Consider the following 16,517-nt stretch of genomic DNA (forward strand, 5'->3'; position numbering starts at 1 on the left):
CCGTAGGCTGTTCGCATGACTGATGCGGCGCGGATGCCTTCTCCCGGCTCGGGTTTTCGGATCACGGTGGATCGCGAGGCCGCCGAGCCGGCGTTCGAGCAGTTGCGCAACGCGATTATCGCGGCGGTGCGCAGCGGCCATCTGCCCGCGGGATCGCGGCTCCCGACGGTGCGCGCCCTGGCCGCGGAGTTGGGGCTCGCGACGAACACGGTTGCACACGCCTACCGCGCGCTCGAGGAGGCGGGTGTTGCCGAAGGGCGCGGCCGCGCGGGGACGTTTGTCCGTTTCACCGCGGTCGAGGAGCCGGAGGCGCGTGCCGCGGCCGCCGCGTTCGTGGCGCGCATGGGCGAGCTCGGGGTCGCCGAGGGGCGCGCCTTGGAGTTCGTCTCCGAGGCGTTCCGCGCGGTGAACGGGTAACGGTCAGCGGTCAGCGGTCGCCGGTCCCGCGTCGCGCATGTGGCTCGCCGCTGCCGGGCGAGCTACTCCCCCAACGGCCCGACGCGTTCGACGCGGACCGCCGGCTCTCCTTCCGCTTCGGACTCTGCCAGGTCGATGGTGCCGGTGATGGCCCAGTCGCGGTCCCCCTCGGGGTCCAGGAGGACCTGGCGGAAACGCCACACGCCCGCGGCCACACTCTCGGCGCTGCGGTCGAGCTCGAGGAGCGCGGCCGAGCGGGCGTCAGCGTCGACGCGGATCTCGTCGTATTCGGTGTAGTAGCCGGCGAGGGCATCGCGCCAGCGCTGCTCGCCGAAACCGTGCGCGCCGTCGAGTTCGGCGAGCTCGCCGTATCGCTCGAACGCGGCGGCCTGAACGCGCCGGAAGAGCGCGTTGCGGAGCATGACGAGGAAGGCGCGCTCATTGCCGAGCACCGATCGCGCCGGCGGCGGGGCGATCGCGGCCGCGTTCTCGGCGACCTCGCGGTGCTTTTCGGGGTCGGGGTGCGCGAGCTCTTCCCACTCGTCGATGAGGCTCGAGTCGACCTGCCGCACGAGTTCGCCGAGCCACTCGATGAGCTCATCGAGCTCGGGGCTCTTCGCCTGCTCGGGAACCGTGCGTTCGATAGCGCGGTAGGCGTCCGAGAGGTAGCGGAGCACCCCGCCCTCGGAGCGTCCGAGCTGGTAGAAGGAAACGAGGTCGCGGAACCCGAAGGCCCGCTCGATCATGTCTCTGACCACGGATTTCGGCTTGAGCGCGTAGTCGCGCGCCCACGGCACTTCCCGGACATACTCCTGGAATGCCTCGTCGAGGAGCTCCTTCAGCGGCTGCGGATACGTGACCTCCTCGAGGAGTTCCATGCGCTCCTCGTACTCGATGCCCTCGGCCTTCATGGCCGCGACGGCCTCGCCACGGGCCCGGTGCTCCTGGGCCCGCAGGATCGCGCGCGGGTCCTCGAGCGTGGCCTCGATGATGGAGATCACGTCGAGGGGGTAGCTCGGGCTTTCGGGGTCGAGCAGCTCGATCGCGGCGAGCGCGAAGGGCGAGAGCGGCTGGTTGAGCGCGAAGTTGGCCTGCAGCTCGACGGTGAGGCGCAGGAGACGCTGGCCCCTCGCGTCCTCGTGCACCTCGACGATGCCGCCGCGCCGGAGGGTCCGGAAGATCTCGATTGCCGTGCGGGCGTGCTGATACTGAACGGCGCGCGGCTCATGGCTGTCGAAGACGAGTGTGCGCATGGTCTCCAGCGCCTCGCCTTCCCGCTCTTCGCCTCGGCCGATGACTCCGAGCACCATCGAGTGCGTGACCCGCATGCGACTCACCAGGGGTTCCGGGGGCGAGGCGACGATCTTGTCGAGCGTGGCCTCGTTCCAGGCGACGAAACCCTGGGGCGGAGACTTCTTCTTCGCGGGCTTCGCTTTCTTGCCGCCCTTGCCGCCAGCGGCCTTCGCCGCGGCTTTGGCCGCGGACTTCGCGTTCTCGATCTCGTATTCCGGGGCGAGCGCGATGACGTCGCCCTCGGTGTCGAAGCCGGCCCGGCCGGCGCGGCCAGCGATCTGATGGAATTCGCGGGCGGACAGGCGGCGCATCTTCTCGCCGTCGAACTTCGTGAGCGCCGTGATCACGACGGTGCGAATCGGCACGTTGATGCCGACGCCCAGCGTGTCGGTACCGCAGATGACCCTGAGGAGTCCGCGCTGTGCGAGCTGTTCGACGAGCCTCCGGTAGCGCGGGAGCATCCCGGCGTGGTGCACGCCGATACCGGAACGGACGAGCCGGGACAGCGTCTGACCGAAGCCGGTCGAGAATCGGAAGTCGCCGATCGCGTCGGCGATCTCGGTGCGGCCCTCGCGGTCGACGATGCGGATGCTCGCGAGGGCCTGCGCCTGCTCGACGGCATGGGACTGGTTGAAGTGGACCAGGTAGGCCGGGGTGCGGCGCTCCTCGAGGAGTTCCTCGACGACCTCGTGTGCCGGCGCGACCGCGTAGGAGAACTCGAGCGGGACGGGCCGCTCCACCCCGGTGACGAGGCTCGTCTCGCGGCCGGTGCGCCTGGTCAGGTCCTCACCGAGTTCGGTGACGTCTCCGAGGGTCGCCGACATGAGCAGGAACTGTGCCTGCCCCATGAGGAGCAGCGGGACCTGCCAGGCCCAGCCCCGATCGGGCTCGGCGTAGTAGTGGAACTCGTCCATGACGACCTGAGTGATACCTCCCGCTGTCCGGTCTCTGATCGCGAGGTTGGCGAGGATCTCAGCCGTGCAGCAGAGGATCGGAGCGTCGGGATTGATCGAGGTGTCCCCGGTGACCATGCCCACTCTGTCGGCGCCGAACACGTCGACGAGGTCAAAGAACTTCTCACTGACCAGGGCTTTGATGGGTGCCGTGTAGACGGTGCTCCGGCCCTCCGCGAGCGCGATGAAGTGTGCGCCGAGCGCGACGAGGGACTTTCCCGTGCCGGTCGGTGTTGCGAGGATGACGTTGCCGCCGAGGGTGATGCCGAGAATCGCCTCCTCCTGGGCCGGATAGAGGCGGAGTCCCTTTTCTTCCCAGACCCACTCCTCGAAATCGGCGAAGGCCTCGTCGGCCTCGGGCGCACCCTGGCTCGCGTAACGGTCGAGGAGCGTGGCGAGCGTCATGGCTTCTCCTTCTGGGTGGACGATCCAGCGACCACACCTTCTCCGCGGAGCGAACTCACCCCGCGGTCGTCGACGATCACCTCGAGTTGGGCGGGGAGCCGTTCGCGCAGTTCGGCAACGTGGCTGATGAGCGCGACGGTTCGGCCCCCTTCCCGCAGCGCGTCGAGTGTCGCGAGCGCCTGGTCGAGCGCGTCCGGGTCCAGGGTCCCGAATCCTTCGTCGATGAACAGGGTATCGAGTCTGATCCCGCCGGTCTCCGCGGTTACGACGTCGGCGAGCCCGAGGGCCAGCGCGAGCGAGGCGAGAAACGTCTCGCCGCCGGAGAGGGAGTCCGTACTGCGCTCTCGACCCGTGTACTCGTCGAGAACGGCAAGGCCGAGCCCGGATTGCCTGCCGCGACTGCGCAGGCCATCGTCGTGGAGCAGTCGATAGCGGCCGCCGACCATGCGCGTGAGCCGCTGGTTCGCGGCATCGACGATCGCCTCAAGTCGCGCCGCGAGGACGAACGCCTCGAGCCGCATGCGTCGCGTGTTCGGTTCCTTGCCCTGTGCCGCGTCCGCGAGGAGGCGCAGGCGGTTGAGGCGCTCGGCCGCCCCGGCGATGCGCTCGAGCTCCGTGTCGATGCGCGCGAGTTGCGTCTGCCGTCCGGTCAGGCGCTCGCGGGCCGCGGTTTCGGCCTCGGCCGCGCGATTGCCCGCTTCGCGGGCCCGCTCGAGGCGGCCGTTGGCTTCGTCGAGCTGCGCCGGTTCTGCGGGGAGATGTGCGAGGGAAGCCTCCGCGAGTACGCCCTCGATGCGTTGCCGCTCGGCGGTGTGGCGCTCGATCTGCTCAGCCGTGCGCGCGCGTTCCGGCTCCGGCAGTGCCGCCGCGCGCGCCTCGGTTGCGCTGCTGAACGCCGCCTCGGCGAGAACGGCCTCGGCTTCCCGTGCGGCACGATCGCGCAGTTCGACGGCGCTTCGCTCGGCGAGCATCGTCTCCAGCGCGCGTTCCGCGAGCTCGCGGAGTTCGCGTGTGGCGCGCCGCCGCTCCCCGAGAGAGGGGAAACCGCCGCGATCGAGTTCCAGCTGGCGGGAGAGTTCGCGTTCACGACGCTCCTGCGCCGCGGCCGCCTCACGGAGCGCAGCGATCCGCTGCTGATTCGCGGAGAGGTCCCGGGCGTGCGCCGACTGCTCGGTTTCGAGCTCCGCGAGCGCGCGGGTGCGCGCCTCGGCCTCCGCGACCGCAGTCGACGCGCGCTCGAGCGCCGCGCGGGCGGCCGCGGCTTCAGCGGCCGCAGACTCGAGCGATGCTCCTGCCGCACCGGCGAGAGCCGCGGCCCGGCGTTCGCCGAGCTCGCGCTCGCGGGACCTGGCGGCCTCGTAGCGGGTCTGGGCCGACGCGAGGGTGGCTTCCGCCGAATCAATCTCCGCCTCATCGACGGGGTCGTTCTGGACGGCGGGCGCAGGGTGCTCGGTTGATCCGCAGACGGCGCACGCCTCCCCCACACGAAGCCCTGACGCGATCTCGCCGGCCATCCCAGCGAGACGGCGATCGAGCAGCGCGCTGACCGCTGCGGCCGCGTCTGCCGACGCCGCCGCCGCGGCGGCCGTTTCTCCCTCGGCGAGTGCGATCTCCGGCGCGAGCGCCTCGAGCTGCCGCGCCGCGCGCAGCACCCCTTCCGCTCGCTCGACATTGGCTGCCCGTTCGGGCCGGGCCGCGGCCTCGCGTTGCACGCGCTCGTGCTCAGCGCGCGCATCAGCGATCAGCCCAGGGAGCGCTTCGGCTCGCGCGGCGAGCCTGCTCCCCTCCGCCGCCGCGCGTTCAGCTTCGGCGGCGCTGCGGCGCTGCTCGTCGCGCAGCTCCGCGAGATCCCGCTCGGTCTCGTGAGCCCGGTCGAGGAGCGCGAGCGTGGCCGTGGCCCCGTCGCGCAGCGACCCGAGCTCTTCCTCGCTGAGTCGCTCTTTCCCTGGCGAGGGTGCGCTGCCGGAATCCTCCGACGCGAGTGCGATCGGCGAGCCTGTCGCGAGGCCGGCTTCGAGCTGCTCTCTCGCCTGCCGCGCTCCCGCGCTGAGGCGCGCGTGCTCGGCCTCGGCTTCCTCCAGCCGTTCGAGCGCGGGGACCGCGCGCTGCGCTCGGTCTGCCGCTGTCACGCGAGCGCGCAGCGCAGCGATCTCCGGCTCCCGGTCGGCGAGTTCGCGCTCGCGCGCCTGTGCCGCGGCGAGCCGCGCCTGAGCCTCGGCGATCGCCGCGACGCCCCGCTGCTCTCGCTCGGCTGCTGCCGTGCGTTCCCGCGCGGAACCCGCCGCTGCGGTGAGCGCTGCGACGTGTGCCGCGGAGGCCTCGAGCGATGCCGCCACGACCGTCCGCCTCCCCTGCAGGGTGGTGGGGCGTGGGAGATCCTGATCCTGATCCTGATCCTGATCCTGATCCTGATGCGATTGATTGCGTTCCGCTGCCGGTTCGTTCGGTGCAGCCGCAACCGCGAGCGGGTCCGCGGCGATGGCGGCTTCGAGCTGTTCGAGGAGCCCGAGAATCCGCGCCTCGGCGAGGTCGACCTCGTCGCCGAGCGCTTTCCGCCGCTCAAGCAGCAGGCGTTCCACCTCGGCGAAGCGCTCGGTCCTGAAGAGGGTGCGAAGCGTCGCCTGCCGTTCCTGGTCACCGGCTTTCAGGAAGCGCTGGAAGCCGCCCTGCGCCAGGAGGACCACCTGCAGGAACTGCTCGTGGCTGAGTCCCAGCACGGGGGTGAGCATCGCCGCGACGTCCACGGGCCGCGAAGCGAGCCCCTCCCAGTCCTCGCGCGATGCATCCCAGCGCCAGAGTTCCGCCGTGGGCTTCTGCACCGTGGTGCCCTCGCCCTTCAGCTTGGGCCGCTCCCACTCGGGGCTTCGAGCGATGCGGAACCGCTCCCCCGCCATCTCGAAATCCAGGCGGACTCGTGCGCCGCGATCCGGAGCGAGGTGGTCGGAGCGAACCCTGCCGACCTTTCCGTCGTAGCGCGGAACCGAGCCGTACAGCGCGAAGCTGATGGCGTCAAGGATGCTCGACTTCCCCGCCCCTGTTCGGCCGGTGATCAGGAGAATTCCGCCTCTCGCCGCGCGATCGAAGTCGAGAATCTGCTGGTCTTTAAAGGGTCCGAAGCCCTCGATTTCGAGCTCAAGGATTCTCACCGGGTGCCTCCAGTTCGATGGGACGCGAGGGCGATCCGGGACTCCACGAGCACCTCGGCGAGGACTTCACGCTCGGCGGCGTCAAGGCCGTGACCATTGCGGACGTGCTGCAGGAATTCGTCGACGACCTCCTCGTCGCTGCGCTCCGCGACGCGCGAGGCATAGCTGCGCCGTTCCGAGGCTTCCCCGCTCTCCGGCTCGAATTCGATTCTGGCGCAGTGCGGGAAGCGCTCCCGCAACCGACGCATCGCGTCGAGTGGCCGGACCGGATCGGTGAGTACGGCCTCGACCCAACTCTCCTCAGCACCTTCGTACTCGGAACTACTGAGCAGATCAGCGATCCGACCTCGGATCCTCGCGAGATCACGGGGAACCGGGAGCGGGACCCACTGCACCTCGCCGAGGCCATCGGCGGTCAGTTCGACGAGCCAGCTGCCTCGCGGTCTCCCGGCCTCGCCGAAGGAGAAGTGGAGGGGTGCTCCGCTGTAGCGAATATTGGGGGCGAGCTCGCTGCGACCGTGCAGGTGGCCGAGCGCGACGTAGTCGTGGGCGGCGAACACGGAGGCCGGCACCAGGTCGAGACCGCCCGCGGTGAGATCCCACACGAGATCGGCGCCCGCTGCTGCGACGGACTCGCCGTCTCGACCGGCTGCGGCATTCACGGCGAAGCAGTGTGAGAGCACGACAGAGCGATTTCCGCGCTGCGAACGGAGCTCCTCGAGTTCGTGACCGACCCGTCCGAGGAGTTCGCGGTGCTCCCGCAACCGTTCACCCGGATACAGCTCGCGATTGAGCATCGGTTCCAGGTACGGAACGCCATAGATATCGACTGCACCGTGGGCGTCGCTGAGCTCGAGCGGCGAACGGAAGGCGTCGGGTCTGGTGAGCACGTGAACGCCGCCGAGGGCCGCCCACTCCGCCTGGAATCCCAGCCGGATCGCGTTGTCATGGTTCCCGCTGATCAGCACGACTTCCGCGCCGGCCGCGCGGATTCCCCTGATCGCCTCGGCAAGAACGAGATACAGTTCCGCCGCTGGCGCCGCGTGATCGAAGATGTCTCCTGCGACGAGCACCACGTCGACCGAGTGCTCCTCGACCTGCGCCGGAATTGCCGCGAGGACCTCTCGCAGATGCGGCAGCGTCGAATGGCCGTGAAAACTGCGGCCCAGGTGCCAGTCCGAGGTGTGCAGCAGGCGCATCCCGATCCTTCCCGTCATCGAACCCGAAATCGACCGAGGATCCGGGCGATGGATCCAGCCTGTCACAGACCACTGACACGGACGCGACACCGCGCGCCGGCGGGCCGACACGCCGAGACCCGTCAGTGTCGGAGGTCCGACCTACACTGACCCCATGAATCTTCGAATCACCTCACGCGAGCTCCTCGGGCTCCGCACGCGGGCGCTCGGAATTGACGCAGCGGCTCCGCGTGAGCCGCTGGCCGGGAGGAAGCTCTCGCCCGTCGAGGGGATCGCGGAAACGGCCTCCCGCATGCTCGCGGTGCAGGGGCAGGACTGGCGTTCAGCGCGCTGGGCCCTCGGCCTCCGCACGCCTGGCACCTCGCTCGCCGATGTGCACGAGGCATTCTCGAGCGGCAGGATCGTGAGATCGTGGCCCATGCGCGGCACGATTCACGTCCTCGCTGCGGAAGATATCGGCTGGATCCAGCGGGCACTCAACCATCGCGTCCTCGCTGGCGCGCCGAAGCGGCGCCAGACCATCGGCATGAGCGATGCCGCGCTCGAACGCATCGTGGAGGTATCGCTCGCCGCTATCCGAGCCGGAGACGGAATCGATCGGGATCAGTTGTCTACGGCGTGGACGGAGGCGGGAATCGAGTGGCAAGCAGCGTGGCGGTACCACGCGATCTGGTGGCTCTGCCAGAACGGACTCGCGGTGTTCGGACCGGTCCGCGCCGGAGGAGAGCCGCTGCTCGTCGATGCGGAGCGCTGGATTCCGCGGCCGCGGATCCTCGAGGGAGAAGACGCGCTCGCGGAACTCGCGGCGCGGTACGCGGTGGGACGCGGGCCCATCAGGGAGCGCGACTTCGCGTGGTGGACCGGCCTCACCCTCACTCAGGCGCGCGCCGCGATCGCCCACGCGGCAGAGGCCGATCGTCTCCAGCCGCTCAGCCTCGACGGGGCGGCGGGGAGAGCCGGGGAGCTCTGGGCCGCCCCGGAGCAGCTGGAGTGGCTCGGAGAGCGACAGGTGGCCAACGGGAGCGAGGAACCCACGTGGCGCCTGCTCCCCGCCTTCGACGAGCATCTCCTCGGGTACACGGACCGCGAGCCGCAACTCGCCCCCGAGCATTTCGACCGCATCGTCCCTGGCCGGAACGGGATGTTCCTCGCAACGATCGTGCGCGGCGGGGAGGTGGTCGGCACCTGGCGGCGCCCACCGAGGAAAACCTCCGGGATCGAGCTCTCCCCCTTCCCCGGGCACACCGTTCCCCCGGAGGAGCTTCGCGAGGAGGCGGCGCGCTGGGCCAGGTTCCACGCGCTCGAATTGCCCGCGCCGGTCACGGCCTGAGAATGACACCGGGGATCGCTTCACCCGCACGCCACCTCCGGGCTCGCGTGGGAAAATAGCCGAATGGAGTTCGGACTCGTAGCAGTAGCCGCCGTCGTCCTGCTGGTGGGCGCCTCGATTCTCGGCAGCAGAATCGGCGTCGCCGCCCCACTCCTGCTCGTCGTGCTCGGCATCGGTCTCGGCTACCTGCCGTTCCTTCCCCTTATCGAGGTCGACCCGGAGATCATCCTCCTCGTGGTGCTCCCTCCCCTGCTCTACTCCGCGGCCGTCAACGTGCCACTCGTCGACTTCAGACGCAACTTCCGGCCGGTGATCGGGCTCTCCGTGATCCTCGTCCTCCTGACTGCGCTCGTCGTCGGATTCCTCCTGCACCTTGTCGTGCCCGCGATCCCGCTCCCCGTGGCCATCGCGCTCGGCGCCGTCATCAGCCCCACCGACGCCGTCGCCGCGACCTCCATCGGCAAGCGGCTCGGCATGCCCGAGCGCGTCGTCTCGATCCTCGAGGGAGAAAGCCTCGTCAACGACGCCACCTCGCTCGTCCTCCTCAAGACCGCCCTCGCGGCCGTCGCCGGAACATTCGTCTTCTGGGACGCCGCCGGGTCGTTCGCGTACTCGGTCGCGGTCGCGGTCCTGATCGGCGCGCTGATCGGCGTCGTCACGGTGTGGATTCGCGCGCACCTGCGCAACCCGATCTACGACACGATGATCTCCTTCGTCGTGCCGTTCATCGCGTTCATCCCGGCCGAGGCGATGCACGCCTCCGGCGTCCTCGCCGTCGTGATCACCGGCCTCTACACCGGGCATCACGCGTCCAGGCGCTTCAGCGCCACCGCGCGAATGAACGAGCGGCTCAACTGGCGCACCGTCGAGTTCGCCGTCGAGAACGGCGTGTTCCTGCTGATGGGCCTCCAACTGCACGCGCTCGTCGAGCAGACCGGCGACTCCGCGTTCCGGCTCGAGCACACGATCCTCATCGCGGTCGGACTCGTCATCGTGCTCGTCATCTGCCGAGCGATCTTCGTGTTCCCGCTCCTCGGCGTGCAGCGCCGGGCGGCTCGCCGAATCGCGGGGAAGGTCGAGGGCGTCGCGAGGCTCGCTGACCGCTTCCGCAGCAGGGAAGGCGTCAACACGGAGCGGCTGCGCCGGGTCGAGATCCTCGAGCAGCGCTCCCAGGCCGACCTCGATCACGAGCGGGATCAGCAGCTCGGCTGGCGCGACGGCGTCGTCCTCTCCTGGAGCGGCATGCGCGGCGTGGTCACCCTCGCCGCGGCGCAGACCATCCCCGCCGAGGTCCCCTTCCGCGCGCAGCTCATCCTGGTCGCGTTCGGGGTCGCCGTCATCACCCTCCTCCTGCACGGGCTGACGCTGCCGCCGCTTATCCGCAAGCTGTGGCCCAACGGCACGAGCAACGGCGACAGCGCCGGAGAACTCCTCTCGCTGAGCGGCGACCTCATCGAGGCCGCCAACGAGGCCATCGACGACGCCCTCGCCGCAGCGGACAACGCCCCAGCGCCGAGCGAACTCATCGTCGCAAAGGCCAGAGCCAGCGCGCGCATGGCGCTCACACCCATCGTGATCAGGGCGAACGGCGCCAAGACGGCGGAGGCGGCCGCAGCGGCGGGAGCCGAGCTCGACCCCGTCGAGACGCCGCAGCAGACCTTCATGCGGCTCGCGCGCATCGGCCTCGAAGCGCAGCGAACGGCCCTCCTCGAGGAACGCGCCATCGGCCGCTACAGTTCGCGGGCCCTCAAGAAAGCCGAGGCGGCCCTCGACTCGCACGAGACGCAGCTCAAAGCACCGCCGCTCACCTGATCAGGGCGTGCCTGCTCCGGGCGCGCCCTCCCAGCGCGTCCGCCCAGGGCACGACTACTCCGCGCGCACCGGATTCTGGTGGTGGCTGAACACGATGCTCGTCCGCGTCGACGACACCGCGGGATCAGCAGACAGATGCTCGACCACGAAGTCGCGCACGTGATCCGAGTCGCGCGCCGCGAGGTGGATGATGAAGTCCTCGACCCCGCCCAGGAAGAACAGCTGCATGACCTCGGGAAGCGAGCGCAGCTCCTCGCTCAGTTCGGCGATCCGCTGGCGCGCACCAGAGCGCACCGTCACGCTCACGAGCACCTCGAGGTCCAAACCCATCGCGCGCGGATCCACCGACGCCGTAAACCCGGTGATCACCTTCCGCGACTGCAGCCCCCGCACGCGAGCGATGCACGTCGACGCCGCCACGCCCACACGATCGGCGAGCTCCGCATTCGTGATCCGGCCGTTGGCCTGCAGTTCCTCGATGATTCTGCGGTCAACGTCATCCAACTCTACGTCCGGACGCAGATTCTTCGATCCGTCGGGCATGGTGGCCACCTCTCGCTCGCAATATCAGTCCGGACACGATGAAATCCGAAGAGTATTCATCGTTTCGCAACTGAATACGAATATACTGCACTATTAGTAGGTTCCTCACGCAGCGTCGACGCGAGCCGGTGTCGTGCGCCAGGAGTGCACCCACCCCAACCATTCGCAGACTTCTTTGGAGCTCAATCATGCGCGTCGGTATCCCTACCGAGATCAAGAACAACGAGAACCGCGTCGCCATCACGCAGGCGGGCGTCTTCGAGCTGGCCCGTCGCGGCCACGAGGTGCTGGTCCAGGCCGGCGCAGGCCTCGGCTCGGCCATCACCGATGCTGAGTACGTCGCGGCCGGCGCCAAGATCGTCGACGGCGCGGACCAGATCTGGGCTGAGTCGGACATGATCCTCAAGGTCAAGGAGCCGATCCCCTCCGAGTACGCCAAGATGCGCAAGGGCCAGGTGCTCTTCACCTACCTGCACCTCGCGGCCGACCTCGACCTCACGAAGGCCGTCCTCGACTCGGGCACCACGGCGATCGCGTACGAGACCGTGCAGCTCCCGACCCGCGCCCTCCCCCTCCTCGCCCCGATGTCCGAGGTTGCGGGCCGCCTGTCGGTTCAGGTCGGCGCCCACTCCCTCATGAAGGCCAACGGCGGCCGCGGCGTGCTGCTCGGCGGCGTTACCGCGACCCGTCGCGGCAAGGTCGTCGTCATCGGCGGCGGCGCAGCCGGCGAGCAGGCCGCGCGCATCGCGTTCGGCATGGGCGCAGAGGTCACGGTCATCGACATTGCGATCCCCCGCCTCAAGCAGCTCGAGGACGAGTTCTCGGGCCGCATCCAGACCCGCACCTCGAACGCGCACAACATCACCGAGGCGCTCAAGGAAGCCGATCTGGTCATCGGTTCGGTCCTGATCCCGGGCGAGAAGGCGCCGAAGCTCGTCACCGACGAGATGGTCGCGCAGATGAAGCCGGGCTCGGTGCTCGTCGACATCGCGATCGACCAGGGCGGCTGCTTCGAGAACTCGCACCCGACCACGCACGACGATCCCACCTTCCCGGTGCACAACTCGATCTACTACTGCGTGGCGAACATGCCGGGCGCGGTCCCCGAGACCTCGACCGCCGCGCTCACCAACGCCACCCTCCCCTATGTCGTCGCGCTCGCCGACAAGGGCTGGGTCAAGGCGCTGAACGACGACGCGTCGCTCGCCAAGGGCCTCAACGCCCATGACGGCGTCGTGAACTACAAGGGCGTCGCCGACGCGTTCCCCGAGCTCCCGTTCTCGTCCGTCGAGGACGTGCTCGCGGCCAACGCCTAAGCACGCACCCGAGTACTCTGGATCCCATGGATCTGAAGTTCTCGTTCGGAGGGGCGTCACCGGATCACGATCACGGTGGCGCCCCTTCGGGCATTCCCCTCCCCTTCGACGTCGCCCCGGTCTCGTCGAGCAGTGAACTCGAGCTCGTCGTGCGTCGCGATGCCGCCGCCGACGGCGAGCGGATCGTCGCCGAGGCGATCTCCGGTGACGGCGTGACTTATGCCCGCGCCGAAGTGCCCGCGGCGGGGGACGATGCTCCGGCGCTCGCGAGGGCGGCCCGCTCCGGAATGTCCCGCGCGGTTGCCGAGCTGGAGGGCCCGCTCGCCGAGGCGATCACGGCGGTGGTGCTCGATCTCGGCGGATCCGGTTCCGACGTTGCGCGGGAGCTGGGCATGGATCCCGCCGTGCCCGTCATCACCGAGGCGCTGCAGCGCAGGATCGGCGTCGGCGCAGGGACGAAGGTTCGCCTCGGCGCCTAGTCGCCTCTCTCCGCGCATAGCATGGGGGCGTGTCCCTCAGCCTGCGCAAACTCCTTCTGAACGCCTCGCTCCACCTGCGGCTCGTCGTCGGCGGCGGACCGGGGACCACTGAGGAGCAGGCGTTCGATCGGCCTTTCGAGTGGCTGCACGCCACCGACATGATCGATCCGACGCCTTTTCTCGGGCCCGCGGAGGTGATCCTCACCCTGGGCTGGCAGTTCCCGGTGACGGAGTCCGCAGACCCTGCGGTCCCGTCGGTTCGGGTGGAACCCGAACGACTCGCCGCGATCTACGACGATTACGCGGCCCTCGTCTCGGCGCACGGCGTGATCGGGATCGGCTTCGGGAGCGACGTGGTGCACCGCGGGATCCCGCCCCAGCTCGCCGAGGCGTGCCGCAGGCACGGCCTGATCCTGTTCGATGTCCCCTATGAGATCTCGTTCATGGATCTCCTGCAGGAGGCGGCCCAGGTCCTGCAGCGCGATGAGACGGAACGCTACTCGCGTTCACTGCGCGCGCAGCGTGCGATCGCGAATGCCGCTACGAGACGCGACGGCCTCGAGGCCACGCTCCGGGAGACGGCGCGTCAGCTCGACTGCGGCGTGGCGCTCTATGACCCGGTGGGGCGGCCGATCACCGTCGTCGACGCCCCGGACGGGCCGCGCGTCGCCGAAGCGGCGCTCACCGGCATCGTGCTGGAGTCGCTGAGCTCCGGCCAGCGCTTCCGATCCGCCCAGGTCACGCCCGACGTCGAAGCGGTGCTGCAGCTCCTCGGCGAACCCGGCGAGCCCAGCGGCATGCTCGCGCTGACACTGAGCCGCGGGCTCGACGATCTGTCCCGGGACGTCATGTCGAGCGTGCTGGCCCTCGTCAGCGTGTCGCTACAGCAGAACCAGAAGCTCGCCGGGCTCTCCGAGACGCTGCGGGAGGCCCTGCTGCACCTGATCCTCACCGGAAACGCAAGCGTGACCAGCCACATCGTCGAGCGGCTGTGGGGCCCGCTCCCTGCGCCGCCGCTCGTTGCGCTGATCGGGATTCCGCGCCGCTTCGACACCGCGCGGCTGATCCCGGCGCTGGAGGCCCTCCCCTCGACGCCGGAGCTGCCTCTGTTTTTCGCGGGGTACCGCGGCGACGCCGCCGTCATCGTGCCGGAATCCGGCGCGGACCGCGCGATCGAACGACTCGCGCCGTTTGAGCTCACCCTCGGCCGCTCACGCACGGACGAGTGGTCGGGCCTGGGGATCGCGCTCGATGAGGCGAAGAAGGCCGCGGATCACGGTCGCCGCCTGGGTTCCGAGCGGGTGACTCGGTTCTCCGAGATCTGGCGCAATGGGGTGTCTGATCTGGTCGATGCCTCCGACGGCTCGCTGGTGGCTCGCAGGCTGCTCGGTCCCCTGCGCGGCTATGACGCGGAGCACGGGGGCGCGCTCCTCGAGACGCTCGCGGTGTGGTTGCGTCACCACGGACGCCCGCTTCCGGCGTCGCAGGAGCTCGGGATCCACCGCCACACGCTCGCGCATCGCCTCACCACGATCGCCGGGTTGACTGGCCTGGATCTCGACGATTTCCAGGCCAGAGCGGAGCTCGCCCTCGCGTTGCGCTTCCTCGACACGGACCGTCGACCGTAGCACCGGCTGATCAGCCCGTCGTTCGGAACCGCCCACCTCAAATCTGGGAATCACTTGCGGAGTTGCTGAGTGAACGCTAGTGTCGCTCTTACTGAACACAGATGTTCAGTGGACTGAATAACGGCGTTCAGAATGATTGGTGGCAGGGTGAACACTGAACTCGGTACTCGCTCGCACAGCACCCCGCGCGCGGAAGCACGCCCCGGCTCCACTGCCGTTCCCGCGGCCAAAGGCGATGATGGCCCGGACCTCGGCGACCGCGTCGCCGCCGTTCGCCGCTCGCGCGGACTCAGCCTCCGTGCACTCGCCTCGGCGGCCGGCGTCAGCTCGAGCTTCCTCAGCCAGCTCGAGAACGGACGCACCAACGCGAGCGTCTCCTCGCTGCGGAAGGTCGCCGCGGCGCTCGGCCTCACCCCGGCCCAGCTGCTCGATGACGGCGTCACCCACACCGCAGGCGTGCTCCGCGCCGAGGATCGGCCCACGATCCCCCTCGATGGCGGGATCAAATACGTCCTCTCGCTCCCGCCGCTCCGCCAGCTCGAGGTCTACGCCGGCACCTTCGAGCCGGGCGCCTCGACCGGTCCGGATCACTACGTGCACGGCGCCTCGCAGGAGATGTTCGTCGTGACCGCAGGCTCGGTCGTGCTCACTCTCGACGGCACCGACTACACCATGCGCAAGGGCGACTCCATCGAGTACATGAGCAATGTGCCGCACCGCGTCGCGAACCCGTTCGAGCAGGGCGCGGAGGTGCTGTGGATCAACAGCCCGCCGACGCCAGACGAGACCGTCGCGGACCCGACAGGTCCGTCCCGCTGAGACCACCCCGAACCATTCCCACATCGAAGGAGATCTGAAGATGAAGAACACCAGCGCCATGAAGCGCCGCCTCATGACCGCGCTCGCGGTCGTCGGCGTCGGCGGCATGCTCGTCGGCTGTACCGCTGGCGGCGGCGGACCGGTCGACGTCGACCTCGGCAGCGGCCCCGCTGCTGCCGGCGAGGTCAAGAAGGACGCTCTCGCGGGCGTCACCCTCACGTTCTCCTCCTGGGGAGGCATCTTCCAGGACGCGCAGATCAAGTCCCTGAAGCCCTTCGAAGAGGCGTCGGGAGCGAAGGTGCTCTCCGACGGCCCGACCGAGTACTCGAAGGTGAAGGCCCAGGTCGACAGCAAGAACGTCAGCTGGGACGTTGTCGACACCGACATCATCTGGGCCGACAAGAACTGCGGCGAAGACGGCCTGCTCATGGACCTCGACACCAAGATCGTCGACACCTCGAAGATCCCGAACCAGGAGCTCGTCGGCAAGTGCTACGTGCCGGCCATGCAGTACGGCTACGTCATCATGTACAACGAGGAGGCCTACCCGACGGCCCCGACCGGCTGGGCCGACTTCTTCGACACGAAGAAGTTCCCGGGCAAGCGCGCGATCGCTGGCTTCGAGGACATCGGCCCCGGCGTCTACGAGGGCGCACTCCTCGCCGACGGCGTCGCTCCCGACAAGCTCTACCCGCTCGATATGGACCGCGCGTACAAGAAGCTCGACGGCATCCGCGACAACCTGATCTACTGGAAGACCGGAGCGGAATCGCAGCAGATGGTCGAGTCCGGCGAGGCCGACATGGTGCTTCTGTGGTCGGGCCGAGGATACGGCGCGGTCGAGAACGGCGCAAAGTACAAGCCGATCTGGAACCAGTCACTCATCATCGCGGACGCACTCGCGGTTCCGAAGGGCGCGAAGAACCCTGACGCCTCGATGGCGCTGATCAACTACTACCTGGGCACCAAGTCCCAGGAGATCATGGCAGTCGACAGCTCCTACTCGCCGGTCAACGTCGACGCCAAGCCGAAGCTCTCGAAGCTGGCCGAGGAGTACCTCACCACCAAGCCGGAGATCGCCGACCAGATGGTCAAGACGAATCAGGCCTGGTGGGCGGAGAACTACGACGCCGAGCTCGAGCGCTGGATGACCTGGATGCAGGGCTAGGCCAGGACA

General features: G+C 69.0%; 12 protein-coding genes. 8 read left to right on the plus strand and 4 right to left on the minus strand.

Annotation, left to right across the window (positions count from 1 at the left end; all coding sequences use genetic code 11):
* Positions 1-15: 15 nt before the first annotated feature.
* A complete protein-coding gene (locus JD292_RS10295; RefSeq protein ID WP_233614141.1) occupies positions 16-417 on the plus strand; it encodes a GntR family transcriptional regulator in 402 nt (133 codons plus the stop codon).
* Positions 418-479: 62 nt separating this feature from the next.
* On the opposite strand, the gene JD292_RS10300 is transcribed toward JD292_RS10295, so the two are convergent.
* From JD292_RS10300 to JD292_RS10310, 3 genes are read right to left on the minus strand one after another with little or no spacing between them, the layout of a single operon-like run.
* Positions 480-3,068: a DEAD/DEAH box helicase gene (locus tag JD292_RS10300; RefSeq protein WP_200132668.1), complete on the minus strand. Its 2,589-nt coding sequence runs from the start codon at positions 3,066-3,068 to the stop codon at positions 480-482.
* A complete protein-coding gene (locus JD292_RS12505) occupies positions 3,065-6,214 on the minus strand; it encodes an AAA family ATPase (protein WP_200132669.1) in 3,150 nt (1,049 codons plus the stop codon). Before JD292_RS12505 ends, JD292_RS10300 begins: the two co-directional genes overlap by 4 nt.
* Entirely contained in the window at positions 6,211-7,413 is a 1,203-nt protein-coding gene (locus JD292_RS10310; protein ID WP_200132670.1) for an exonuclease SbcCD subunit D, read from the minus strand. Before JD292_RS10310 ends, JD292_RS12505 begins: the two co-directional genes overlap by 4 nt.
* A 154-nt stretch (positions 7,414-7,567) precedes the next feature.
* Here JD292_RS10310 and JD292_RS10315 point away from each other — a divergent pair, with 154 nt between their 5' ends.
* Both JD292_RS10315 and JD292_RS10320 read left to right on the plus strand, forming a co-directional pair.
* Entirely contained in the window at positions 7,568-8,743 is a 1,176-nt protein-coding gene (locus JD292_RS10315; RefSeq protein WP_200132671.1) for a winged helix DNA-binding domain-containing protein, read from the plus strand.
* A 63-nt stretch (positions 8,744-8,806) separates the two neighbouring features.
* The gene (locus JD292_RS10320) at positions 8,807-10,555 is read left to right on the plus strand and encodes a cation:proton antiporter (RefSeq protein WP_200132672.1); all 1,749 of its coding nucleotides are present in this window, start codon (positions 8,807-8,809) and stop codon (positions 10,553-10,555) included.
* 54 nt (positions 10,556-10,609) lie between these two features.
* Here JD292_RS10320 and JD292_RS10325 read toward each other — a convergent pair whose 3' ends face one another.
* Complete coding sequence (locus JD292_RS10325) at positions 10,610-11,098, minus strand: Lrp/AsnC family transcriptional regulator (RefSeq protein WP_200132673.1); 489 nt, start codon at positions 11,096-11,098, stop codon at positions 10,610-10,612.
* Positions 11,099-11,286: 188 nt separating this feature from the next.
* Between JD292_RS10325 and ald the strand changes: the two genes are divergently transcribed.
* The 5 genes from ald (at position 11,287) to JD292_RS10350 (ending at position 16,508) form a co-directional block, all read left to right on the plus strand.
* Positions 11,287-12,414: an alanine dehydrogenase gene (ald, locus tag JD292_RS10330; protein WP_200132674.1), complete on the plus strand. Its 1,128-nt coding sequence runs from the start codon at positions 11,287-11,289 to the stop codon at positions 12,412-12,414.
* Between the two features lie 26 nt (positions 12,415-12,440).
* Complete coding sequence (locus JD292_RS10335; RefSeq protein WP_200132675.1) at positions 12,441-12,893, plus strand: hypothetical protein; 453 nt, start codon at positions 12,441-12,443, stop codon at positions 12,891-12,893.
* A gap of 29 nt (positions 12,894-12,922) precedes the next feature.
* The gene (locus JD292_RS10340) at positions 12,923-14,521 is read left to right on the plus strand and encodes a helix-turn-helix domain-containing protein (protein ID WP_200132676.1); all 1,599 of its coding nucleotides are present in this window, start codon (positions 12,923-12,925) and stop codon (positions 14,519-14,521) included.
* 147 nt (positions 14,522-14,668) lie between these two features.
* Positions 14,669-15,340: a helix-turn-helix domain-containing protein gene (locus JD292_RS10345; RefSeq protein WP_369411232.1), complete on the plus strand. Its 672-nt coding sequence runs from the start codon at positions 14,669-14,671 to the stop codon at positions 15,338-15,340.
* A gap of 40 nt (positions 15,341-15,380) precedes the next feature.
* Positions 15,381-16,508 (plus strand): ABC transporter substrate-binding protein, encoded by a 1,128-nt coding sequence (locus JD292_RS10350; RefSeq protein ID WP_233614144.1) that lies wholly within the window; start codon positions 15,381-15,383, stop codon positions 16,506-16,508.
* Positions 16,509-16,517: the final 9 nt, after the last annotated feature.

The sequence above is a fragment of the Leucobacter edaphi genome, from assembly GCF_016522535.1.
GTDB lineage: Bacteria > Actinomycetota > Actinomycetes > Actinomycetales > Microbacteriaceae > Leucobacter > Leucobacter edaphi.

Bases quoted from the DNA above. Each gene is read 5' to 3' on its own strand.
- JD292_RS10335 (WP_200132675.1), top strand. From the start codon at position 12,441: ATGGATCTGAAGTTCTCGTTCGGAGGGGCGTCACCGGATCACGATCAC.
- JD292_RS10325 (WP_200132673.1), bottom strand. From the start codon at position 11,098: ATGCCCGACGGATCGAAGAATCTGCGTCCGGACGTAGAGTTGGATGAC.
- JD292_RS10300 (WP_200132668.1), bottom strand. From the start codon at position 3,068: ATGACGCTCGCCACGCTCCTCGACCGTTACGCGAGCCAGGGTGCGCCC.
- JD292_RS10310 (WP_200132670.1), bottom strand. From the start codon at position 7,413: ATGCGCCTGCTGCACACCTCGGACTGGCACCTGGGCCGCAGTTTTCAC.
- JD292_RS10295 (WP_233614141.1), top strand. From the start codon at position 16: ATGACTGATGCGGCGCGGATGCCTTCTCCCGGCTCGGGTTTTCGGATC.
- JD292_RS10320 (WP_200132672.1), top strand. From the start codon at position 8,807: ATGGAGTTCGGACTCGTAGCAGTAGCCGCCGTCGTCCTGCTGGTGGGC.
- ald (WP_200132674.1), top strand. From the start codon at position 11,287: ATGCGCGTCGGTATCCCTACCGAGATCAAGAACAACGAGAACCGCGTC.
- JD292_RS10315 (WP_200132671.1), top strand. From the start codon at position 7,568: ATGAATCTTCGAATCACCTCACGCGAGCTCCTCGGGCTCCGCACGCGG.
- JD292_RS10350 (WP_233614144.1), top strand. From the start codon at position 15,381: ATGAAGAACACCAGCGCCATGAAGCGCCGCCTCATGACCGCGCTCGCG.